Annotated in this window: 21 protein-coding genes; 10 read left to right on the top strand and 11 right to left on the bottom strand. The window is 64.8% G+C overall.

Annotated features, from left to right (window positions below):
• Window positions 1–5 precede the first annotated feature (5 nt).
• The 4 genes from ACI2KK_RS09190 (at window position 6) to ACI2KK_RS09175 (ending at window position 4,993) form a co-directional block, all read left to right on the top strand.
• Window positions 6–1,541, top strand: a complete 1,536-nt coding sequence (locus ACI2KK_RS09190) for an inactive transglutaminase family protein (RefSeq protein ID WP_217842743.1) — start codon at window positions 6–8, stop codon at window positions 1,539–1,541.
• Window positions 1,541–2,521 carry an alpha-L-glutamate ligase-like protein gene (locus tag ACI2KK_RS09185; protein WP_217842742.1) on the top strand — a complete coding sequence of 327 codons (981 nt, stop codon included), beginning with the start codon at window positions 1,541–1,543 and terminating at the stop codon, window positions 2,519–2,521. Before ACI2KK_RS09190 ends, ACI2KK_RS09185 begins: the two co-directional genes overlap by 1 nt.
• A gap of 234 nt (window positions 2,522–2,755) precedes the next feature.
• Window positions 2,756–4,099, top strand: a complete 1,344-nt coding sequence (gene pabB, locus ACI2KK_RS09180; protein ID WP_404668686.1) for an aminodeoxychorismate synthase component I — start codon at window positions 2,756–2,758, stop codon at window positions 4,097–4,099.
• A gap of 159 nt (window positions 4,100–4,258) precedes the next feature.
• The gene (locus tag ACI2KK_RS09175; RefSeq protein ID WP_404668685.1) at window positions 4,259–4,993 is read left to right on the top strand and encodes a phosphoadenylyl-sulfate reductase; all 735 of its coding nucleotides are present in this window, start codon (window positions 4,259–4,261) and stop codon (window positions 4,991–4,993) included.
• A gap of 351 nt (window positions 4,994–5,344) precedes the next feature.
• On the opposite strand, the gene cysB is transcribed toward ACI2KK_RS09175, so the two are convergent.
• The 3 genes from cysB to ACI2KK_RS09160 all read right to left on the bottom strand — a co-directional run bounded on the left by cysB (window position 5,345) and on the right by ACI2KK_RS09160 (window position 7,991).
• Window positions 5,345–6,319, bottom strand: a complete 975-nt coding sequence (gene cysB / locus ACI2KK_RS09170) for an HTH-type transcriptional regulator CysB (protein ID WP_217842739.1) — start codon at window positions 6,317–6,319, stop codon at window positions 5,345–5,347.
• Window positions 6,320–6,445: 126 nt separating this feature from the next.
• Entirely contained in the window at window positions 6,446–6,943 is a 498-nt protein-coding gene (locus ACI2KK_RS09165; protein WP_404668684.1) for a universal stress protein, read from the bottom strand.
• Between the two features lie 100 nt (window positions 6,944–7,043).
• Window positions 7,044–7,991: a putative 2-dehydropantoate 2-reductase gene (locus ACI2KK_RS09160; RefSeq protein WP_404668683.1), complete on the bottom strand. Its 948-nt coding sequence runs from the start codon at window positions 7,989–7,991 to the stop codon at window positions 7,044–7,046.
• A 108-nt stretch (window positions 7,992–8,099) separates the two neighbouring features.
• Here ACI2KK_RS09160 and ACI2KK_RS09155 point away from each other — a divergent pair, with 108 nt between their 5' ends.
• Together ACI2KK_RS09155 and ACI2KK_RS09150 are read left to right on the top strand one after the other, a co-directional pair.
• Window positions 8,100–8,522, top strand: a complete 423-nt coding sequence (locus tag ACI2KK_RS09155) for a PilZ domain-containing protein (protein WP_404668682.1) — start codon at window positions 8,100–8,102, stop codon at window positions 8,520–8,522.
• A 163-nt stretch (window positions 8,523–8,685) separates the two neighbouring features.
• Entirely contained in the window at window positions 8,686–9,759 is a 1,074-nt protein-coding gene (locus ACI2KK_RS09150) for a 3-deoxy-7-phosphoheptulonate synthase (RefSeq protein ID WP_217842735.1), read from the top strand.
• Between the two features lie 57 nt (window positions 9,760–9,816).
• On the opposite strand, the gene ACI2KK_RS09145 is transcribed toward ACI2KK_RS09150, so the two are convergent.
• Window positions 9,817–10,098 (bottom strand): GNAT family N-acetyltransferase, encoded by a 282-nt coding sequence (locus ACI2KK_RS09145; protein ID WP_369990638.1) that lies wholly within the window; start codon window positions 10,096–10,098, stop codon window positions 9,817–9,819.
• Between the two features lie 499 nt (window positions 10,099–10,597).
• Here ACI2KK_RS09145 and oprI point away from each other — a divergent pair, with 499 nt between their 5' ends.
• Complete coding sequence (gene oprI / locus ACI2KK_RS09140; protein ID WP_003259780.1) at window positions 10,598–10,849, top strand: outer membrane lipoprotei OprI; 252 nt, start codon at window positions 10,598–10,600, stop codon at window positions 10,847–10,849.
• A 126-nt stretch (window positions 10,850–10,975) separates the two neighbouring features.
• Here the strand turns inward: oprI and ACI2KK_RS09135 are convergent, their stop codons facing one another.
• The 3 genes from ACI2KK_RS09135 to ACI2KK_RS09125 all read right to left on the bottom strand — a co-directional run bounded on the left by ACI2KK_RS09135 (window position 10,976) and on the right by ACI2KK_RS09125 (window position 13,019).
• Window positions 10,976–11,953, bottom strand: a complete 978-nt coding sequence (locus tag ACI2KK_RS09135) for a L,D-transpeptidase family protein (protein WP_404668681.1) — start codon at window positions 11,951–11,953, stop codon at window positions 10,976–10,978.
• Between the two features lie 120 nt (window positions 11,954–12,073).
• Entirely contained in the window at window positions 12,074–12,355 is a 282-nt protein-coding gene (locus ACI2KK_RS09130) for a hypothetical protein (protein WP_369990637.1), read from the bottom strand.
• Window positions 12,356–12,413: 58 nt separating this feature from the next.
• Window positions 12,414–13,019, bottom strand: coding sequence for an arylesterase (locus tag ACI2KK_RS09125; protein WP_404668680.1), 606 nt, complete (start codon window positions 13,017–13,019; stop codon window positions 12,414–12,416).
• Between the two features lie 10 nt (window positions 13,020–13,029).
• Here ACI2KK_RS09125 and ACI2KK_RS09120 point away from each other — a divergent pair, with 10 nt between their 5' ends.
• Together ACI2KK_RS09120 and ACI2KK_RS09115 are read left to right on the top strand one after the other, a co-directional pair.
• Complete coding sequence (locus tag ACI2KK_RS09120; RefSeq protein WP_404668679.1) at window positions 13,030–13,713, top strand: ABC transporter ATP-binding protein; 684 nt, start codon at window positions 13,030–13,032, stop codon at window positions 13,711–13,713.
• Complete coding sequence (locus ACI2KK_RS09115; RefSeq protein ID WP_404668678.1) at window positions 13,713–16,220, top strand: ABC transporter permease; 2,508 nt, start codon at window positions 13,713–13,715, stop codon at window positions 16,218–16,220. Before ACI2KK_RS09120 ends, ACI2KK_RS09115 begins: the two co-directional genes overlap by 1 nt.
• Before the next feature lie 213 nt (window positions 16,221–16,433).
• On the opposite strand, the gene greB is transcribed toward ACI2KK_RS09115, so the two are convergent.
• The 4 genes from greB to ACI2KK_RS09095 form a co-directional block, all read right to left on the bottom strand.
• The gene (greB, locus tag ACI2KK_RS09110; RefSeq protein ID WP_404668677.1) at window positions 16,434–16,907 is read right to left on the bottom strand and encodes a transcription elongation factor GreB; all 474 of its coding nucleotides are present in this window, start codon (window positions 16,905–16,907) and stop codon (window positions 16,434–16,436) included.
• Window positions 16,908–17,157: 250 nt separating this feature from the next.
• Complete coding sequence (locus ACI2KK_RS09105; protein WP_217842689.1) at window positions 17,158–17,466, bottom strand: hypothetical protein; 309 nt, start codon at window positions 17,464–17,466, stop codon at window positions 17,158–17,160.
• 231 nt (window positions 17,467–17,697) lie between these two features.
• On the bottom strand, window positions 17,698–18,132 hold the full coding sequence (locus ACI2KK_RS09100) for a DoxX family protein (RefSeq protein ID WP_404668676.1): 435 nt from the start codon (window positions 18,130–18,132) through the stop codon (window positions 17,698–17,700).
• A gap of 114 nt (window positions 18,133–18,246) precedes the next feature.
• Complete coding sequence (locus ACI2KK_RS09095; protein WP_404668675.1) at window positions 18,247–19,650, bottom strand: transglycosylase SLT domain-containing protein; 1,404 nt, start codon at window positions 19,648–19,650, stop codon at window positions 18,247–18,249.
• A 158-nt stretch (window positions 19,651–19,808) separates the two neighbouring features.
• On the opposite strand from ACI2KK_RS09095, the gene ACI2KK_RS09090 reads away from it, so the two are divergent.
• Window positions 19,809–20,615: a TatD family hydrolase gene (locus tag ACI2KK_RS09090; protein ID WP_404668674.1), complete on the top strand. Its 807-nt coding sequence runs from the start codon at window positions 19,809–19,811 to the stop codon at window positions 20,613–20,615.
• Window positions 20,616–20,626 lie beyond the last annotated feature (11 nt).

Below are 20,626 nucleotides of genomic sequence, written 5' to 3'. Positions count from 1 at the left end.
TCCCGATGCGCTCTCTTACCCTCCACCTGAAAGTCCTGATCACCGTACTGGTGCTGCTGGGCGTTGCCGTCACGGCCTACCAGATCTTCGCCCTGGGCATCCCGGTGACCGAAGACGAAACCGACGACCTGTGGAACATCGACGCCAAGGTCGAGTTCGTCGCCAGCGCCAAGGACCCGGTCAAGGTGCAGATGTTCGTGCCGCCGCTCAACCGTGACTACGTGAGCCTCAACGAGAGCTTCATCTCCAACAACTACGGGGTCAGCGTCAACCGCGCCGACGGCAACCGCAAAGTGACCTGGTCGGCGCGCCGCGCCAGCGGCAACCAGACCCTCTACTACCGCCTGGTGCTGACCAAGCGCTACAGCAACGAAAAGACCAAGATCAAGGGCCCGACCTTCCGTGACAGCCTGGCCGTCGAGGGCCCCGAGAAGATCGCCGCCGAGGCGCTGATGGCGCCGATCCGCCAGCACTCGGCCGACGTCGAGACCTTCGTCAGCGAGACCATCAAGCGGGTCAACAACCTCAACGACGACAACGTCAAGCTGCTGCTGGCCGGCGACACCTCGTCGATGAAGAAGGCCCAGGTCATCGACCTGCTGCTGTCCATCGCCCACGTGCCGCTGGAGAAGGTGCACACCATCCGCCTGGTGGCCGACACCCCGCAAACCCCTGAACTGTGGCTGCGCAGCTTCAACGGCAACGACTGGCTGTACTTCAACCCGGACACCGGCGAACAGGGCCTGCCGGCCGACCGCCTGCTGTGGTGGACCGGTGACGACAACCTGATCAGCGTCGATGGCGGCAAGAAGGCCAGCGTCACCTTCAGCATGAACAACAGCGAGATGAACGCCATCCGCCTGGCCAAGCTGACCGACGAGAACACCGACGCGGACTTCCTCGAATACTCGCTGTACGGCCTGCCGCTGCAGACCCAGCAAACCTTCATGATCATGGTGATGATCCCGATCGGCGTGCTGGTGATCCTGATCCTGCGCAACCTGATCGGCATCCAGACCCTGGGTACCTTCACCCCGGTGCTGATCGCCCTGGCCTTCCGCGAAACGCAGCTGGGCTTCGGCATCGTGCTGTTCACGGTGATCACCGCGCTGGGGCTGTCGCTGCGCTCGTACCTGGAGCACCTCAAGCTGCAGATGCTGCCGCGCCTTTCGGTGGTGCTGACCTTCGTGGTGGTGCTGATCGCCGCCATCAGCCTGTTCAGCCACAAGCTGGGCCTGGAGCGCGGGCTGTCGGTGGCGCTGTTCCCGATGGTGATCCTGACCATGACCATCGAGCGCCTGTCGATCACCTGGGAAGAGCGCGGCGGTGGCCATGCCATGAAAGTGGCCATCGGCACCCTGTTCGCCGCGTCCATCGCACACCTGCTGATGACTGTGCCGGAAGCCGTGTACTTCGTGTTCACCTTCCCGGCGGTGCTGCTGATTCTGGTGGGCTTCATGCTGGCGATGGGTCGCTACCGCGGCTACCGCCTGACCGAGCTCGTGCGTTTCAAGGCATTCCTGAAGAAGGCTGACGCCTGATGTTCGGACTGATCAAGACCTGGAAGGCCCTGGAAGCCCGGGGCATCATGGGTATCAACCGGCGCAACGCGGACTACGTACTCAAGTACAACAAGCGCCACCTGTACCCGATCGTCGACGACAAGATCATCACCAAGGAGCGCGCGCTGGCGGCCGGCATCCATGTGCCGGAGATGTACGGCATCATCGAGACCGAAAAGCAGATCGAAAAGCTCGACGAGATCATCGGCGGGCGCAGCGACTTCGTCATCAAGCCGGCGCAAGGCGCCGGCGGTGACGGTATCCTGGTGGTCGCCGACCGCTTCGAGGACCGCTACCGCACGGTGTCGGGCAAGATCATCAGCCACGAGGAAATCGAGCACCAGATCTCGAGCATCCTCACCGGCCTGTATTCGCTGGGCGGGCACCGCGACCGCGCGCTCATCGAGTACCGGGTCACCCCCGACCAGATCTTCAAGAGCATCAGCTACGAAGGCGTGCCGGACATCCGCATCATCGTGCTGATGGGCTACCCGGTAATGGCCATGCTGCGCCTGCCGACCCGCCAGTCGGGCGGCAAGGCCAACCTGCACCAGGGCGCCATCGGCGTGGGCGTGGACCTGGCCACCGGCGTGACCCTGCGCGGCACCTGGCTGAACAAGATCATCAGCAAGCACCCGGACACCACCAACGCGGTGGACGGCGTGCAGCTGCCGAACTGGGACGGCTTCATGAAGCTGGCCGCCAGCTGCTACGAGCTGTGCGGCCTGGGCTATATCGGCGTGGACATGGTGCTGGACCAGGACAAGGGCCCGTTGATCCTCGAGCTCAACGCCCGCCCCGGCCTGAACATCCAGATCGCCAACGACTGCGGCCTGACCCAGCGCACCCACGCCATCGAGGCGCACATCGAGATGCTGGCCAAAGAAGGCCGCAGCGAAGATGCCGAGCAGCGGGTGAAGGTGGCGCAGGGGTTGTTCGGGCACGTTCAGCCAAATTGATCCTGTAGGAGAGGCCTTGTGCCGCGAAAGGGCCGCGTAGCGGCCCCGGCAATTCTATGTAGTGCTGATATCTTGGGGCCGCTATGCGGCCCTTTCGCGGCACAAGGCCGCTCCTACACGGTCCGCGCCCGACCACGTCCTTACACAACATGTGAATGTCGTCCCCAGCGCTAGGCGCATTTCCTACACAGGTCTACAATCGGCATCTTCGCTTTTTCATCGCCGTCCATTCTGATGCCGACCTGTACGCTCCACCCCCTGCCCTACCAAGCCGACCCAGCCCATTACTTCGCGCGCCTGCGCAACGCCCCCGGCGCCATCCTGCTCGACAGTGCCCGCCCCGGCGCCGAACGCGGCCGCTTCGACCTGCTCAGCGCCTGGCCGCTGCAACAGCTGCAGGCGCAAGCGGATGAGGACGGCCGCGACTACCTGCAGCGCTTGCGCCAGGCCCTGGCCGACCTTGGCGAAGCGCAACTGCCAGCGGGCATCGAACTGCCGTTTGCCGGCGGCCTGATCGGCTACCTCAGCTACGACTTCGGCCGCCGCCTCGAACAATTGCCGGCGCAGGCGCTGGACGACCTCGGCCTGCCCGACGCGCAGCTGGGCCTCTACGCCTGGGCACTGTTGACCGACCACCAGCTCGCCACCAGCCAGCTGGTGTTTCACCCCAGGCTCGTCGACAGCGAGCGCCAGCGCCTGACCGAACTGTTCGAAGCGCCAGATACCGCCCCGCCAACGCACTTCCACCTGCTCGCAGCGATGACCGGCGACCTGCAACCGGCCCAGTACCGCGCCGCCTTCGACCAGGTACAGCGCTACATCCAGGCCGGCGACTGCTACCAGATCAACCTCACCCAGCGTTTTCGCGCACCTTGCCAGGGCGACCCCTGGCATGCCTACCAAGCCCTGCGTGCCGCTTGCCCGACACCCTTTTCGGGTTATCAGCAACTGGGCAATGGCGCTGCCCTGCTGAGCTTCTCGCCGGAGCGCTTCATCCGCGTCAGCCGGGGTGAGGTGGAAACCCGCCCGATCAAGGGCACCCGCCCACGCGCCAGCGACCCGGCGCAGGATGCGCACAACGCCGCCGAGCTGCTGGCCAGCCCCAAGGACCGCTCGGAAAACCTGATGATCGTCGACCTGTTGCGCAACGACATCGGCCGCACCTGCGAGATCGGCTCGGTAAAAGTGCCAGAGCTGTTCAGCCTGGAGAGCTACCCCAACGTGCACCACCTGGTCAGCAGCGTCACCGGCCGCCTGGCGCAGGGCAAGGATACGCTGACGCTGATCGGCGACAGTTTCCCCGGCGGCTCGATCACCGGCGCGCCGAAGATCCGTGCCATGCAGATCATCGACGAGCTGGAGCCGGCGCGCCGGGCGCTGTACTGCGGATCTTTGCTGTATGTGGATGTACGCGGCGAGATGGACAGCTCGATCGCCATCCGCAGCCTGCTGGTCAAGGATGGCCAGGTGAGCTGCTGGGGTGGCGGCGCGGTAGTGGCGGACTCGCATTGGGAAGCCGAGTACGAAGAATCGATCGCCAAGGTGCGGGTATTGATGGAGACCTTGCAGGGCCTTTGAGCCATCGCGGGGCAAGCCCGCTCCCACAAGACTCATGCAAGGCATGCGTGGGAGCGGGCTTGCCCCGCGATGACGGCGCGACAGGTCTACCCCGCCATTTTTTGTTACCATTTGCCCATTACGAGCGCACAGCGCCACTCACCCGATGGAAACCGCCTGATGAGCCAACCCTTCGACGTCGCCGCCCTGGCCGCGACCTATGCCAGCAAGTCCCCCCAGGACATCCTCAAACTCGCCTTCGAGCATTTTGGTGACGACCTGTGGATCTCCTTCAGCGGCGCCGAAGACGTGGTGCTGGTGGACATGGCCTGGAAGCTGAACAAGCAGGTCAAGGTATTCAGCCTCGACACCGGGCGCCTGCACCCGGAGACCTACCGCTTCATCGACCAGGTGCGCGAGCAGTACAACCTGCCTATCGAGCTGCTCAGCCCCGACCGCGACAAGCTCGACCCGTTCGTCAAGGAAAAGGGCCTGTTCAGCTTCTACAAGGACGGCCACGGCGAATGCTGCGGCATCCGCAAGATCGAGCCGCTGCGCCGCAAGCTGGCCACCGTCAGCGCCTGGGCCACCGGCCAGCGCCGCGACCAGAGCCCGGGCACCCGCAGCCAGGTGGCCGCACTGGAAGTCGACAGCGCCTTCTCCACCGCGGAGCGCCCGCTGTACAAGTTCAACCCGCTGGCGCAAATGAGCAGCGAGGAAGTGTGGGGTTACATCCGCATGCTCGAGCTGCCTTTCAACAGCCTGCACGAACGCGGCTTCATCAGCATCGGCTGCGAGCCGTGCACCCGCCCGGTGCTGCCGCGCCAGCACGAGCGCGAAGGCCGCTGGTGGTGGGAAGAGGCCACGCAGAAAGAATGCGGGCTGCACGCCGGCAACCTGATCAGCAAGGCCTGAAAAAATAGCAGGGGCCGCGCCTGATTCAGGCTCTGCGCAACCCTGTGGGAGCGGCTTTAGCCGCGAAGCAGTCGACGCGGTGGCTGGCACCGGCTGCGCCGGTGTTCGCGGCTAAAGCCGCTCCCACAGGTACGGCGCTTGGTTCGGGCTTCGCGCGATCCTGTAGGAGCCGGCTTGCCGGCGATCACCGGCGCAGCCGGTGCCAGCACTCGCCTGTGCCGGCGATGAGGCCGGCTCAGGCAACACAAGGCAATCTCCCACAGCCATCGCACTGCATTGATATGCAGCGCAATATCTGTGGGAGCGGCCTTGTGTCGCGATTGGGGCGCAAGGCGCCCCCAGAATGCTGAATCAGTGCACCGGCAGCTCGACACCCTCGAACAGCTCTTCGAGCTCCTGCTTGTTGTGGCACTGAATGGCCTTGGCCATGACTTCGCGAGTCAGGTGCGGGGCGAACTTCTCGATGAAGTCGCACATGAAACCGCGCAGGAAGGTGCCACGACGGAAACCGATCTTGGTGATGCTGGCTTCGAACAGCTCGCTGGCATCCAGGCAAACCAGGTCGCTGTCGAGCTTCGGGTCAACCGCCATCTTGGCGACGATGCCCACGCCCAGCCCCAGGCGCACATAAGTCTTGATCACGTCGGCGTCGGCTGCGGTGAACACCACCTTGGGGGTCAGGCCGCGGTGGTTGAACGCCTCATCGAGCTTCGAGCGGCCAGTGAAGCCGAACACGTAGGTGACGATCGGGTACTCGGCCACCGCTTCCAACGTGAGCTTCGGCAGCTTGGTCAGCGGGTGGCCCTGGGGCACTACCACGCAGCGGTTCCACTTGTAGCACGGCATCATGATCAGGTCGCCGAACAGCTCCAGCGCCTCGGTGGCAATGGCGAAGTCGACCGTGCCATCGGCGGCCATTTCGGCGATCTGCATCGGCGAGCCCTGGTGCATGTGCAGGGCCACTTCCGGGTACTGCTTGATGAAGTTGCTGATCACCGGCGGCAGGGCGTAGCGCGCCTGGGTGTGGGTGGTGGCGATGGACAGCGTGCCCTTTTTCTCGTTGGAGAATTCCTGGGCGATCTGCTTGATGCTTTCGACCTTGCGCAGGATCTCGCCGGCGGTGGTGATGATGCGCTCGCCAGCCGGGGTGACGCGAGTCAGGTGCTTGCCGCTACGGGCGAACACTTCAACGCCCAGCTCGTCCTCGAGCAGGCGGATCTGCTTGCTGATACCGGGTTGGGAGGTGTACAGGCTCTGCGCCGTCGCGGAAACGTTGAGGTCATGGTGCGCCACTTCCCAGATGTAGCGCAGTTGTTGAAGCTTCATAGATATCCCTCAAAGGCGGTGAGTCACCGGCTGCTGGCCGCGACGAGTTATAACTATATTAGTGGCTCCAGCAATAAATCTAGAACTATTTTGTTACGCCTCTACGGGTTTGCCTTACCTGCGCAGTTAAATTTTCCTACGTCCCAAGTGCTGTGCCAGCGGCACCATGTACACCGGTACCGGCGACAGTTGCAGCAGCCTGACCGCCGTGCGACCAAGCGGTACGTCCACCCCCGCCCCGGCGCTGTGGCTGCCGAAGATCAGCAGGTCGACGGCCAGGCGCTGGGCCTGCTCGAGAATCACCTGGGCCGGGTCGCCCTGGCGTACCCGCACCGCCCGTATCAGCGCCAGGTCGGCCTGCTCGCCCAATTCGTCACGAAAGTTTTCCAGGACCTTCTGCTCGATATTGGCCATCACCGTGTTCACCCCCTCGCTGTGCAGGGTGTCGAGGGTCTGCTCGTCAAGGTAGCTCTGCAACAGGGATTCGGCGAACTGGCCCATGGGTTCGACCGCATGGATCACATACAGCTCTGCCTTGAACGTGCGTGCCAAGGCCAGGGCGTGTTGCATGACGAAAGGCGCGTATACCCCCAGGTCGGTGGCATACAGCATGGAACGGATCATTCGGCCTCCTCGACTGCCGTAGCGGCAGAGCAAGCTTGAGCTTAGCAGCGCCATCGACCGGCGCTCTGCCGTCCGGCGCTGCTGGCTCGGGCCGGGCCGGTCACACCGTAAGGTTGCGCCGATCGATGAAAGTAAGCGCCTGATACAGCGCCTGCATGCGCGGCAAATGGCAACCCGCAGCAGCAGCCCTACGCAGCGGTTCGGCGTAGATCGCCTGCAATTCCAGCGGCCGCTGCTGGGCGTGGTCGTGGTACATGCTCGGCCAGTAATCAGGCATCTGGTCGGTCACCCGCAGCAGGTGCTCAGCGTACCCATCGGGCAGTTCCAGGCCACAGGCCCGGGCACCCGCCACCACTTCTGCCATCAATGCCTGCACCAGCGCGCGGCTGTCGGGGTCGGCCATCAGCGGCGTGGTGCTGGCTTGCAGCAGCACCGACAGGCCGTTATAGGGCACGTTCCACACCAGCTTCTGCCAGCGTGCCTGCTCGAGGTTGGCCATGGCCTGGGAGTCGATGCCCGCTGCACGGAACAGCCCGGCCCCCTCCTCCACCACCGCTGCGCCGCCATCGCCGGCCGGGCCGCTGTGGTAACCCAGGTTGACCGCGCCCAGCGCCTGGTGGCGGATATCACCCGGGCCCTGGCGATGGACACAGATGAAGCACAACCCGCCCAGCAGGTGCATGTCGCCACGCAAGGCCGGGCGTAGCTGGTCCTCGACACCCAGGCCGTTCTGCAGCAGCACCACCTTCGCGCCGGGCGCTGCGGCCTGCACGATCAACGGCGCAAGCTCGGCGTTGCTGGTGGCCTTGGCGCCCACCAGCAGCCAGTCGCAGGGCGGCATGTCGGCTGCGCAGTCGTAGGCTTGTACCGGCATCTGCAACTGGCCGTGCACGGCACTGTCGAGCTTGAGACCCTGCTCACGCACCGCGGTGTATTCGCTGCGCAGCAGAAAGTGCACGTCAAAGCCTGCGCGGGCCAGCATCAAGCCGTAGAAACCGCCAATGGCGCCGCTGCCGATGATACCGATACGGGTAGTACGAGGGTCCATGCTGTTCTCCTGTGTCGTTCGTCCGTTTTTCTACACGCAAATCAGCCGGTTTTCGACCCCTCTCTATACTGTGGCGAAGAAGGTCAAATAATCGACACGGAGTCGACCATGTGCGGATACCTGCCTCACCCCGACGAGATCCCGGTCGAACTCGCCTTTCGCCCCGCTTCCCACCTGTTCCGCCGCCACCTGCTCACCCAGGGCCTGGGTGGTATCGCCTGCCTGCAACCGCGCGCCTACCGCCGCGGCACTGCGGTTGAAGTATTGATTCCCTCACTCGGCCTGGAGGCCCGCTACCCGGGCTACGTGGCCTGGTGCCAACGGCTCGACCAGGGTTACCGGGTGGGTGTGGCGTTTACCGACCAGCAGGCGCTGTTCGGTGCGCGCATGGGCGAGCAGGTGTGCCAGATCCACCATTATTGCCAACTGCACGACCCCGCCGGGCTGGATGCGCAGCAACTGGCCGAACGCTGGGTCAGCCTGCACGCCGAGGCGTTCTCCGAAGCCAGCCTGCGCCCGGGCCACGCCTGAAAAACCGCCCCAAGCCGGCAAAAACCCCGTAATGACGGGCCCCAGCCCATTGTCGCGCCCCCGCTAACGCGCTAAGGTTCGGCCTCCCCGCTGCGAACAATCTGCTGCTGGGCCGCACGGGGGATCGCTGGCGGCCGGCACCCGTGACCTGACGAGTAACACGATGGCTGATTTACCGATCGATGACCTTAACGTTGCCTCCAACGAGACCTTGATCACCCCCGATCAGCTCAAGAAGGAAATCCCTCTCAGCGCCAAGGCCCTGCAGACCGTGACTGCCGGCCGCGAAGTGGTGCGCAATATTCTCGACGGCAAGGACCATCGCCTGTTCGTGGTGGTCGGCCCGTGCTCGATCCATGACATCAAGGCCGCCCACGAGTACGCCGAGCGCCTGAAAGTACTGGCCGAAGAAGTCTCCGACACCCTGTACCTGGTGATGCGCGTGTACTTCGAAAAGCCGCGCACCACCGTCGGCTGGAAAGGCCTGATCAACGACCCGTATCTGGACGACTCGTTCAAGATCCAGGACGGCCTGCACATCGGCCGCCAGTTGCTGCTGGACCTGGCCGAAAAAGGCCTGGCCACCGCCACCGAAGCCCTCGACCCGATCTCCCCGCAGTACCTGCAGGACCTGATCAGCTGGTCGGCCATCGGTGCGCGCACCACCGAATCGCAAACCCACCGCGAAATGGCCTCGGGCCTGTCCTCGGCGGTCGGTTTCAAGAACGGCACCGACGGCGGCCTGACGGTGGCCATCAACGCCCTGCAGTCGGTGTCCAAGCCGCACCGCTTCCTGGGTATCAACCAGGAAGGCGGCGTGTCCATCGTCACCACCAAGGGTAACGCCTACGGCCACGTGGTACTGCGCGGCGGCAACGGCAAGCCGAACTACGATTCGGTCAGCGTCGCCCTGTGCGAGCAGGACCTGGCCAAGGCCAAGATCAAGGCCAACATCATGGTCGACTGCAGCCACGCCAACTCCAACAAGGACCCGGCCCTGCAGCCGCTGGTGATGGAGAACGTCGCCAACCAGATCCTCGAAGGCAACCAGTCGATCATCGGCCTGATGGTCGAGAGCCACCTGAACTGGGGCTGCCAGGCCATTCCGAAAAACCTCGACGAGCTGCAGTACGGCGTCTCGGTTACCGACGCCTGCATCGACTGGGCAGCTACCGAAAAAGCCCTGCGCAGCATGCGCGCCAAGCTCAAGGATGTGCTGCCACAGCGCCAGCGCTGAAGTTCAGGCAAACGAAAACGCCGGGCAATGCCCGGCGTTTTCATGTGTGCGGTAATTTCAGGCCTTGCTCGAATGGCGCTGCTGGCGCTCCATGTAGCGCTCCACGTAAGAGCACGACGGGATCACCGTGTAGCCCATCTGCTCGGCGTACTCCAGGGCTTTTTCGGTGAGCGCGGCGGCGATGCCACGCCCGCGCAGGGCGTTGGGCACGAAGGTGCGGTAGATGTCCAGCGTCTGCTTGCCCAGGTCCATGTACGTCAGGTAGGCCCGGTGACCGTCCACGTTGGTCTCGAACTGATGACCGGCCTGGTCATGGTGGATGGTCAGCGTGTCGCTCATCACTACTCCTCTCAGGTCTCACGGCAGACCCTTGCCTTACCGATGTGGTTTATCCGGCGGAGGAACCTCTACGCCACCTCTGCCCCTTGGACAATCGCACGATCAGGATCGTTCTGGCCGCAGGAGCACCTACAAATAGTAGGCGGAGCAAGCGGGATTGCTCAAGCGGCGCTGATGAAAATGCCACACAGGGGGTTTGTGCAACCCTGCACAAGGCATGCAACAGTAGCCGGATGTTGTATGGGCTATGACGCTGACGGACAGTTAAAGTCACCTTTAGTTCACAAAAAAGTTCCGCTACTACAACCGCTTGCGTGCATGCACGCATTTTTCACAGTTGCCCTGCAAACCCCGGGCTGGCGCCCTTGCAGTGACATTTTTTTTGCGCGTCTTGCGCTCAGTCAGTTTACTTACTACAAGTAATGGGTACTATGTACGCCGGCCAGTTTCTCTTTGTGAGAGATGGCTATTTAATAGAAAGTCCTTGAAGGGGAACACGATGAACAACGTTCTGAAATTCTCTGCTCTGGCCCTGGCCGCAGTTCTGGCTACCGGTTGCAGCAGCGTCTCCAAAGAAACCGAAGCTCGCCTGACCGCTACCGAAGACGCAGCAGCTCGCGCCCAAGCTCGTGCAGACGAAGCTTACCGCAAAGCTGACGACGCTCTGGCAGCTGCTCAGAAGGCTCAGCAAACCGCTGACGAAGCCAACGAGCGCGCTCTGCGTATGCTGGACAAAGCCAGCCGCAAGTAATAATCCTCACGGATTGTTATGGAGCCGACCCACTTGTGGGTCGGCTTTTTTATTGTCGAGCGAAAAGCCCGCAGGCAAAAACGAAAAGGCCTGCACTAAGGCAGGCCTTTGGTAACTAGCGAACGCTTACTGCAGTTCTGCCGGAATGCTCGAAACCACAGGCGCCGAACCATTGCCGTTGACCGGCACGGCAATCTCTACCGGCATGCCATCTTCGGCGGCAACCACATCGCGCACCATGTCCCAGTTCATGCGCAAGTTGTTGGCCAGGTCTTCGCGCTTGAGCAAGGCGTTGATGACTGCGGTGTGCTTGTCGACCACCGACGGGTTGCCGTGATCGTCCAGCGGCGTGTGCGCTTCCAGGTACACCTTGCCAGCACTGATACCGAACTTGTACGGCTCGTTCATGATGCGCACCGGAGTGCCGACCGGGACCATCTTGGAAAGCGTCAGCACGTTGTTGTTGAGCATGCGGAAGCAACCGTGGCTGGTGCGCATGCCGATACCGAACTTCTTGTTCGAGCCGTGGATCAGGTAGCCCGGTACACCCAAGGTGAACTTGAACGGCCCCAGCGGGTTGTCCGGACCTGCCGGCACCACGGTCGGCAGGATGTCGCCGTCAGCGGCGTGCTCGGCGCGGATCGAGGCCGGTGGTGTCCAGGTCGGGTTGGGGGTCTTGGCGGTGATCTTGGTGTTGGCGATCGGCGAGCCCCAGCCCTCACGGCCAATGCCCAGCGGGAAGGTGTGCACCACGTTCTGCCCTTTCGGGTAGTAGTACAGGCGGTATTCGGCGAGGTTGATGACGATACCTTCGCGCGGGCCGGGCGGCAGGATGTAGCGGGTCGGTAGCACAATTTCAGTGCCGGCGCCCGGCAGCCAGGGGTCGACGCCGGGGTTGGCGGCGATCATTTCCAGGTAGCCCAGGTCGTTGGCGGTACCGATGTCGGCGAAGGTGTCTTCGTACTTGGCCTTGATCACCTGCACCTGGCCGACGACGTCTTCACCGGGCGGTGGCAGTGGCAGCTCCAGCGCAACAGCAGGGCCGGCAGCCAGCAGGGCGGCCAGGGAGAGGCTACGGGTGACGGCAGGAAAGCGCGGCAACATCCGGTAAATCCTTCGAAAGCTCAGTCAAGGGGAACGATTGTACACCTGCCCCGAAACAAGCGGGAGGCGTCGGCGGGCTGCAAGCGTTTCAGATGATGAAAGGTGTTTCACGCAACCGGCTCAGAGCTCCGGCCATACCGGCCGCATGCCACGGCGCTGCGCTTCGAGGATGGCCTTGCACAACGGGCACAGGCGCTCGTCGCGGTAGATGGCGCGCTCCACTCCCGACCAGCGTGGCTGCGCCGGCAGCAGGCCGCCGCACAAGGTGCGGTCTACCGGCACCCCCAGCTCCAGCTGACGGGCCGCCAGGTGCACGCGCACTTCCTGGCAGGCAAACAGGTCCAGTTGCTCGTCAGGCTCGATCAGTTGGTAGGCGTACAGGGACCAGGCGGGGCGGGGCATCGGGGGCACTCGAATCGGGGGGCGCAACATTAGCCGAAAGCGGCCCCCGATAAAAGCGTCACAGCAAGGGTTTTATCGTCGGCCAGGCGTTTTCCAGCAGGCGCTGCTGTGCCGCCTGCGCCGGGTGCAGGCCGTCGGCTTGCATCAGTTCGGGAACCCCGCCCACCCCGTCGAGGAAGAACGGCACCAGCGCGACCTTTTTATCAGCCGCCAGTTGCTCGTACACCTGGGCAAAGGCGGTGGTGTAGCGCACCCCGTAGTTGGGCGGCAGGCGCATGCCCAGCAGTACCACCTTGGCACCGGCCTGGCGCGAGCGGTCGATCATCGAGGCAAGATTTTGTTGCAATTGCGCTGGCGGCTGCCCGCGCAGGCCATCGTTGCCGCCCAGCTCCAGCACCACCAGCTGCGGCTTGTGCGCTGCAAGCAGCGCCGGCAGCCGCGCCTGGCCGCCGGCACTGGTGTCGCCGCTGATCGAGGCATTGACCACCGTATCCTTGAAACCCTCGTCCTTCAGCCGTTGTTGCAGCAGGGTGACCCAGCCCTGGCGGGTATCCAGGCCAAAACCTGCGCTGATACTATCGCCGACAACCAGCACGGTTCCCGCCGCCGCCCCCTGGGCCAGGCAACACAAGGCCAGGCCGGCACTCAACCACCACATTCGCATCGGATTCTCCATGGGCCCCAGCATTCTCGTTGCGCAGAACCTTAGCAAAGTGGTCCCCAGCGCGGAAGGTGACCTGACCATCCTCCACGCCCTCTCCCTCGACCTCGCCCAGGGCGACAGCCTGGCCATCGTCGGCGCCTCGGGCTCGGGCAAGTCCACCCTCCTCGGCCTGCTCGCCGGCCTCGACCAACCCAGCGCTGGCAAGGTAGTGCTGGCAGGCCACGACCTCGGCCCGCTGGATGAAGACCAACGCGCCCGGGTGCGTGCCGAGCATGTGGGCTTCGTGTTCCAGTCGTTCCAGTTGCTCGACAGTCTCAACGCCCTGGAAAACGTCATGCTGCCGCTGGAGCTGGACGGCCGCCGCGACGCCCGCGAGCATGCTCGCAGCCTGCTCGAGCGGGTCGGCCTGGGCCAACGCCTGAGCCACACCCCGCGTCAGCTTTCCGGTGGCGAGCAGCAGCGCGTGGCCATCGCCCGTGCCTTCGCCGCGCAGCCGGCGGTATTGTTCGCTGACGAGCCCACCGGCAACCTCGACAGCCACACCGGCGAGCGCATCAGCGACCTGTTGTTCGAGCTGAACCAGGAGCGTGGCACCACGCTGGTGCTGGTGACCCACGACGAACGCCTGGCGCGGCGCTGCCGCCGCCAGATCCGCCTGGATGCCGGCCGCCTGGTGGCGCCCCTGGAGCCATGATGACCCGCCTGTCGTTCCCACGCCTGTGCGCCCTGGCCCTGCGCCAGCTGCTGCGCGATGCCCGCGCCAGCGAAGTGCGGGTACTGTTTTTCGCCCTGCTGGTGGCGGTAGCCGCCAGCACCGCCATCGGCTACTTCGGTGCCCGGCTCAACGGCGCCATGCAACTGCGCGCCAGCGAATTCCTCGGCGCCGACCTGGTGCTGCAGGGCAGCGCCCCGGCCAGCGAGCAGCAGGTCGCCAGTGGCGCGGCGCTGAACCTGCGCCACGCCCGGGTGGTGGAGTTCACCAGCGTGGTGGGTGGCGACAAGGGTATTCAACTGTCGAGCATCAAGGCGGCCGACCCGGCCTACCCCCTGCGCGGCCAGTTGCGCAGCGCACCCGCCCCCTATGGCGTGGAAACGCCCGGCGGCGGCCCGGCAGCGGGCGAAGCCTGGGTCGAACCACGCCTGCTGGTGGCCCTTGACCTGTCGATCGGCGACAGCATCGACGTGGGCATGAAGACCCTGCGCATGACCCGCGTGCTCACCTACGAGCCAGACCGCGCCAACAACTTCTACAGCCTCACCCCAAGGGTGTTGATGAACCTCGCCGACCTGGACGCCACCGGGGTGATCCAGCCTGGCAGCCGGGTCAGCTACCGCGACCTGTGGCGCGGCGAACCCGAGGCCCTGGCGCAGTATCGGCAAGGCGTCGAGACTTCACTGGCCGCCAACCAGCGCCTGCTCGACACCCGCGACGGCAACCGGCAAATCGGCGGTGCCCTGGGCAAGGCCGAGCGTTACCTGAACATGGCCAGCCTGGTGGCGGTGCTGCTGGCCGGCGTTGCCGTGGCGCTGTCGGCCAGCCGCTACGCCGCCCGGCGCCTGGACGCCAGTGCGTTGCTGCGCTGCCTGGGCTTGTCGCGCCACCAGGCCCTGGGCCTGTACTGCCTGCAACTGGCGATGCTGGGCGTCGTGGCGGCGCTGGCCGGCGCGCTACTGGGCTGGCTGGCGCAATTGGGCCTGTTCCGCCTGCTTGAAGGCTTGCTACCCAGCCAGGTACCGCCCGGCGGCCTGACCCCTGCCCTGGCCGGTATAGGCACCGGGCTGGTGGCCCTGGCCGGTTTTGCCCTGCCGCCGCTGGCGGCCCTGGGCCGGGTCCCACCCCTGCGGGTGCTGCGCCGCGACCTGCTGCCGATTCCGCCCAGCAGTTGGCTGGTATACGGTGCAGCGCTGCTGGCCCTGGGCCTGATCATGTGGCGCCTGAGCCTGGACCTGCTGCTGACCTTCGCCCTGCTCGGCGGCGGGCTGATCGCCGCGCTGGTACTCGGCGGGCTGTTGCTGCTGGGGCTGCGCAGCCTGCGCCAACTGCTGGCCGGCGCGCCGCTGGCCTGGCGCCTGGGCCTGGGCCAGCTGCTGCGCCACCCGCTGGCCGCCGCCGGCCAAGCCCTGGCCTTCGGCCTGATTTTGCTGGCCATGGGGCTGGTGGCGTTGCTGCGCGCCGAGTTGCTGGACAACTGGCAGGCGCAGTTACCCCAGGACGCCCCCAATCACTTCGCCCTGAACATCCTGCCCGACGACCGCCAGCCGTTCGCCGAGCGCCTGGCACAGATCAACGCCACCTCGGCGCCGCTGTACCCGGTGATCCCGGGGCGCCTCACCCATATCAACGACGAGCCGGTGCGCCAGCTGGTCAGCAAGGAGTCCACCGGCGAGCGTGCCGTGCAGCGCGACCTGAGCCTGACCTGGTCTGCCGAGTTGCCCCAGGGCAACGCGCTCAGCGCCGGCAGCTGGTGGCAGCAGGTACCGGCCGACGATGCGATACCTGGGGTTTCGGTGGAAGCAGAACTGGCACAAAGCCTGAAGCTGCAACTGGGCGACCTGTTGACCTTCGACATCGGCGGCCAGCAGCGCCAGGCGCGGGTCAGTAGCCTGCGCACGGTGCACTGGGACAGCTTCCAGCCGAACTTCTACATGATCTTCCAGCCCGGCACGCTGCAGGGGCTGCCCACCACCTACCTGACCAGCTTCTACCTGGAGCCTGGGCATGACCAGGAGGTGGTCGCGCTGTCGCGGGCCTTCCCGGCGGTGACCATCCTGCAGGTCGATGCCCTGCTGGCGCAGCTGCGCAGCATCCTCGCCCAAGTGACCCTGGCGGTGGAGTACGTGCTGCTGTTCGTGCTGGCGGCTGGTTTGGCGGTGTTGTTCGCCGGCTTGCAGGCGACGTTGGATGAGCGCATCCGCCAGGGCGCGCTGCTGCGGGCACTGGGTGCGGCGCGGCCGCTGCTGGTGAAAGCGCGGCGCATCGAGTTTGGTTTGCTGGGCGCAGTGAGCGGCTTGCTGGCGGCGCTGGGCTGCGAGCTGATTACCTGGGCGCTATACCGTTACGCGTTCGACCTGCACTGGGCGCCGCACCCGTGGCTGCTGGTGCTGCCATTGGCCGGGGCGGTGCTGGTGGGCGGGGCCGGGGTGCTGGGCACGCGCCGGGCGCTGAATGCCAGCCCGTTGGCGGTGTTGCGCGAGAGTTGAGGCTGGCTGCTCGGGCCCTATCGCCGGCAAGCCGGCTCTCATAGAACAAACTACAACTCATTGATTTAGCAGGGGCCTGTGGGAGCGCGGCGGGCTCGTGCCCAGTTCTCTGCGCGACAGCGCAGCCCGAAGGGCTGGGTGATCTCCTACAGGGGTATGCGATTGCCTGCAGGAGCCGGCTTGCCGGCGATAGGGCCCAAGCAGGAGTAAGGCTTACGGCTGGTAGCGAATGCTGTTGACGTACCAGGTCGCCTCACCGGTCGGCGTCTGTACCCGCACTTCATCATCCTGGCCCTTTTTGAGCAGCGCGCGGGCCATGGGCGAGTCGATGGAGATGTAGTCATTGCGGCCATGGATTTCGTCATACCCGACAATGCGAAAGGTCAGTTGCTCGCCGTCATCGTTCTCGATTTCCACCCAGGCGCCAAAAAACACCCGGCCTTCCTGCTCCGGCGCATAAGCCACCACCTTGACGTCTTCCAGGCGCTTGCGCAGGTAGCGCACGCGGCGGTCGATCTCGCGCAGCAGCTTCTTGTTGTACTGGTAGTCGGCGTTTTCGCTGCGGTCGCCCAGCGACGCTGCCCAGGTGACCTTCTGCGTGATCTCGGGACGATACACGCGCCACAGGTGGTCGAGCTCCTTTTTCAGGGCTTCATGACCTTCGGTGGTGATGATGTTGGTGCTCAACGGCTGTCTCCTCAGTGCATCTGCGGCAGGCGCCTGGCACCCACCGAGTGACCGAGCTTAGGGTTTGTACGAAAAGTCGCCGAGCGGCGATCAGGCAAGGCGAAAACAGGCGAGGAACGGTCGGAGTCGCGCTCGACTTTACAGGTTGTAAATGAGCATTCCGACCGGGCTGGCGCACCAGCCTATTTTCAACGCAGCATGATCGTCGCGCAGGCACTTTTCGTATAAAGCTTAGCGAAAAAACGCGCGCTCAACGACGGGTGATCAGCCCCTGTCGGGCGATGCGGGTGAGCTGGCCGATCACTTCAGCGGCGTCTTCAGCGGCCGGCGCCTGGATGACTGCCAGGTCGAAGCGGTCGTTGCCGTACTGGCCAAGCTGGGCGCAGCTTTCGAAGAACTGAATGAGAAACGCGCGAGCCTGGCCCTTGCGACGGGAAAAACCGTCGAGGTTGCGCAGGAGCGTGGGCTGATGCTGGCCACCGAGCAGGATGCGCGGGGTACGGGAAGCCTGGTCTTCAGGCAGGGGGCTTAAACAAACACTGGTACGTGGACAACTCATGGAGTCTCTCTGCGCCTCGCTGATCCCGCTGGGCAGCGGTGCGAGGCGTCACCGAACCAGCGCTTTAGCGGTATTTCGGATGGCCCGCCCGGGGCCTCTCCTGCGCCCCGCAAGTAGCTGTTTAAATCGGCGCAATCGGTATGCTAGAGCCAGACGCTTTAAGTTACAAGCTGTAAATCGCGACATGAGCCCGCCCCCACAGCGGGGGGCGGGCTTGCCTGGCAGAGGGTTTCAACGGGCGATCAGGCGGTCCAGGGACAGGCGGCCGGCACCTTCGATCAACACCGCCACGCTACCGGCCAGCAGGGCCAGGGCGAATTCGTAGCCGTTGTTGGACATGAACAGGCCGTTGCCAATGTGCACCGAGAAGATCGCCACCACCAGCGTTACCGCCAGGGCCAGGGCTGCCGGGCGGGCCAGCAGGCCGATCACCAGGGCCAGGCCGCCAAAGAATTCGGCGCTGCCGGACAGCAGGGCCATCAGGTAACCCGGGGCCAGGCCGATGCTTTCCATCCACTGCCCGGTGCCTTCCAGGCCGTAGCCACCGAACAGGCCGAACAGCTTCTGTGCGCCGTGGGCCATGAAGATGAGGCCGACCAGGATACGGACGACGCTCAGGCCGTAACCAGCGCGGGTGTTCAGCAGGGATTTGATGGCGGTGTTCATTGCGTTGCTTCCTTGTGTGAGCAGATGTTTGGTTTCGATGGAGGCCATCTTAATCGAACCTGCAAATAAGAAAATCGCAAAAAACCCGTAGTTACTATCGACGGTTTCGATTTATCAACGTTTGGCTACCCGCTCCAAGGACGCCCGCTCACGGTTGAACGCCAGGTAGTACTTGTTGACGCTGTTGACGAAGCTCACCGGCCCCATGCCCACCTGCTCCATGGCGATGCGCTCGGTCTGGAAGAACCACTGGTTGCCGTTGAGCCCGCGGCGCCGTGCTTCGGCGCGCATGGCCTGAACCCGCTCGGGGCCGAGGTTGTAGGCAGCCAGCACAAAGGCCATGCGCTCGCGCTCGTTGATTTGCGGGCTGGCGAAGAACTTGCGGCGGATCATCGCCAGGTAGCGGGCGCTGGCCTGCACGTTGCCGTCGACGCTGCTGGTGTTGCTCACCCCCACCCGCTGCGCCGCCGACGGGGTGATCTGCATCAGCCCGTGGGCCCCGCCACTGCCCCGGGCCTTGCTGTCGAGGGTGGACTCCTTGAACGCCAGCGCCGCCAGGTTCAGCCAATCGATCTGCTGGTCGGTGCCGTGTTTTTGCAGCACCGGGCGCAACGCCGCCAGGCGCTGGCGGTCCTGGCGAGCCAACGGGTTGTGCACCCGGTACTGGCGACGGTAAATACGCTCGAAGGCAGCGTCCTGGTTGTCCGGTGCCCGGTAAGTGGCTAGAAAGCGGTCCACCGCCGCACGCAACATTGGCGCATCGTCGCGCAGGTACCAGCGGATGGCCCCGGGCTGGGCCAGGCTCAGCTTGCTGTCCAGGCGCAGGCGCGGCATTACCCGCGACCAGCGCCGGGCGATCGGCTGCTCGACCACGGTCAGCGGGTAGATGCCGGCCTGGACCATCTCCAGCACATCTTCTACCGCCAGTGTCGGGTCCACCCACTCGACCTTGATCGGCGCACGCTTGCGCAGTGCCAACTGCTGGTTGATGGCCTGGATCGCCACCCCGGCAGCACTGGCGCTGGTCAGCGCCACCGTGCGCCCGGACAACTGCTCCACACGGCTGTAGCTGCGCTCGCCCTTGCGCCCGACCAGCACCAGCGGCACTTGGTCTACCACTGGCGCACTGGGCTGAACACCTCGCACCAATGCAGGGTCGAGCAATTCACCTGGCGCTGCCAGGTCGCCTTCACCGCGCTGCAGCGCTGCCAGCAACTGCTCTTTCGCCCGCGGAACGATCTTCAGGGTGATTTCCTGCCCGTCGGCAGCGCGGGCGTTGAGGGCATGCTCCAGCGCCCGCAGGCGGTAGTACTCCACCCCCACCGGCTCACCCTTGACCTCGCCGGAGCTGTTGCGGCTCTGGTTGACCAGCACCCGCAACACCTTGCTCGAGCGGACCTGCCCCAGGTCGCGGGCCTGGCTGGCCGGCACGTGCTGTTGCGGCCCGGGCTCGCGGGCGTGTGCTGGCACAGCGCAGAGCAGGCCGAACATCAACAATGCAGTGAGGGTTCGCAGCATGGAGGAACAGCTCCGAGGGCGGTTGAGGTGCACCATGCGCGATGATCGTTCCGTGATAAATGACGGCAAAAGACCACAGCAAACGTTTGAAGTTCTTGGCTTTTTCGCGTTCTAGCGGTTTTTGCTATGCTGGCCGCCCCGCGGCACGAGGTAGCACCATGCAACTGATCGATATCGGCGTCAACCTGACCAACAGCAGTTTCCATGACCAGCAGGCAGCCGTGGTCGAGCGCGCCGTGCAAGCCGGCGTGGTGCAGATGGTCCTGACCGGCACCAGCCTTGAGGTCAGCGAGCAGGCCCTCGAGCTGTGCCAGCAACTCGATGGTGACGGCCAGCGACTGTTCAGCACCGCCGGCGTACACCCCCACGATGCCAGCCACTGGAGCGGCGACAGCGAGCGGCAATTGCGCCAGCTGCTGGCGCAGGAACGGGTGAAAGCCGTGGGAGAATGCGGCCTGGACTTCAACCGCGACTTCTCCCCTCGCCCACTGCAGGAAAAGGCTCTGGAAGCCCAGCTGGCCCTGGCCGCCGAGCTGCGCCTGCCGGTGTTCCTGCACGAGCGTGAGGCCAGCGAACGGCTGCTGGCGATCCTCAGGCACTACCGCGACCAACTGCCCGCCGCGGTGGTGCATTGCTTTACCGGCGAGCGCGAGGCGCTGTTCGCCTACCTCGACCTCGACCTGCACATCGGCATCACCGGCTGGATCTGCGACGAGCGCCGCGGCACCCACCTGCACCCGCTGGTGGGCAACATCCCCCAGGGCCGGCTGATGCTGGAAAGCGACGCGCCGTACCTGCTGCCGCGCAGCCTGCGCCCCAAGCCGAAGAACGGGCGCAACGAACCGGCCTACCTGCCCGAAGTGCTGCGCGAGGTAGCCCGGCACCGCAGTGAAAGCACCGAGCACACCGCCGCCCATACCAGCGCCTGTGCACGGGCGTTCTTCGGCCTGCCCGAGGTTTCTTGACGCATATCAAC

It is taken from the genome of Pseudomonas sp. NPDC089406 (assembly GCF_044900265.1).
GTDB classification, from domain to species: Bacteria; Pseudomonadota; Gammaproteobacteria; order Pseudomonadales; family Pseudomonadaceae; genus Aquipseudomonas; species Aquipseudomonas fakonensis.
Note: the sequence above shows the minus strand (reverse complement) of the source record. Positions and strands in the feature narration are given on the sequence as shown.

Excerpts from the sequence above, each read along its gene's own strand:
- ACI2KK_RS09190 (WP_217842743.1), top strand. The coding sequence starts at position 6 with ATGCGCTCTCTTACCCTCCACCTGAAAGTCCTGATCACCGTACTGGTG.
- ACI2KK_RS09115 (WP_404668678.1), top strand. The coding sequence starts at position 13,713 with ATGACCCGCCTGTCGTTCCCACGCCTGTGCGCCCTGGCCCTGCGCCAG.
- oprI (WP_003259780.1), top strand. The coding sequence starts at position 10,598 with ATGAACAACGTTCTGAAATTCTCTGCTCTGGCCCTGGCCGCAGTTCTG.
- ACI2KK_RS09165 (WP_404668684.1), bottom strand. The coding sequence starts at position 6,943 with ATGATCCGTTCCATGCTGTATGCCACCGACCTGGGGGTATACGCGCCT.
- pabB (WP_404668686.1), top strand. The coding sequence starts at position 2,756 with ATGCCGACCTGTACGCTCCACCCCCTGCCCTACCAAGCCGACCCAGCC.
- ACI2KK_RS09095 (WP_404668675.1), bottom strand. The coding sequence starts at position 19,650 with ATGCTGCGAACCCTCACTGCATTGTTGATGTTCGGCCTGCTCTGCGCT.
- ACI2KK_RS09105 (WP_217842689.1), bottom strand. The coding sequence starts at position 17,466 with ATGAGTTGTCCACGTACCAGTGTTTGTTTAAGCCCCCTGCCTGAAGAC.
- ACI2KK_RS09150 (WP_217842735.1), top strand. The coding sequence starts at position 8,686 with ATGGCTGATTTACCGATCGATGACCTTAACGTTGCCTCCAACGAGACC.
- ACI2KK_RS09185 (WP_217842742.1), top strand. The coding sequence starts at position 1,541 with ATGTTCGGACTGATCAAGACCTGGAAGGCCCTGGAAGCCCGGGGCATC.
- ACI2KK_RS09160 (WP_404668683.1), bottom strand. The coding sequence starts at position 7,991 with ATGGACCCTCGTACTACCCGTATCGGTATCATCGGCAGCGGCGCCATT.
- ACI2KK_RS09130 (WP_369990637.1), bottom strand. The coding sequence starts at position 12,355 with ATGCCCCGCCCCGCCTGGTCCCTGTACGCCTACCAACTGATCGAGCCT.
- ACI2KK_RS09125 (WP_404668680.1), bottom strand. The coding sequence starts at position 13,019 with ATGCGAATGTGGTGGTTGAGTGCCGGCCTGGCCTTGTGTTGCCTGGCC.
- ACI2KK_RS09135 (WP_404668681.1), bottom strand. The coding sequence starts at position 11,953 with ATGTTGCCGCGCTTTCCTGCCGTCACCCGTAGCCTCTCCCTGGCCGCC.
- ACI2KK_RS09145 (WP_369990638.1), bottom strand. The coding sequence starts at position 10,098 with ATGAGCGACACGCTGACCATCCACCATGACCAGGCCGGTCATCAGTTC.
- ACI2KK_RS09120 (WP_404668679.1), top strand. The coding sequence starts at position 13,030 with ATGGGCCCCAGCATTCTCGTTGCGCAGAACCTTAGCAAAGTGGTCCCC.
- ACI2KK_RS09100 (WP_404668676.1), bottom strand. The coding sequence starts at position 18,132 with ATGAACACCGCCATCAAATCCCTGCTGAACACCCGCGCTGGTTACGGC.
- ACI2KK_RS09090 (WP_404668674.1), top strand. The coding sequence starts at position 19,809 with ATGCAACTGATCGATATCGGCGTCAACCTGACCAACAGCAGTTTCCAT.
- ACI2KK_RS09155 (WP_404668682.1), top strand. The coding sequence starts at position 8,100 with ATGTGCGGATACCTGCCTCACCCCGACGAGATCCCGGTCGAACTCGCC.
- cysB (WP_217842739.1), bottom strand. The coding sequence starts at position 6,319 with ATGAAGCTTCAACAACTGCGCTACATCTGGGAAGTGGCGCACCATGAC.
- ACI2KK_RS09175 (WP_404668685.1), top strand. The coding sequence starts at position 4,259 with ATGAGCCAACCCTTCGACGTCGCCGCCCTGGCCGCGACCTATGCCAGC.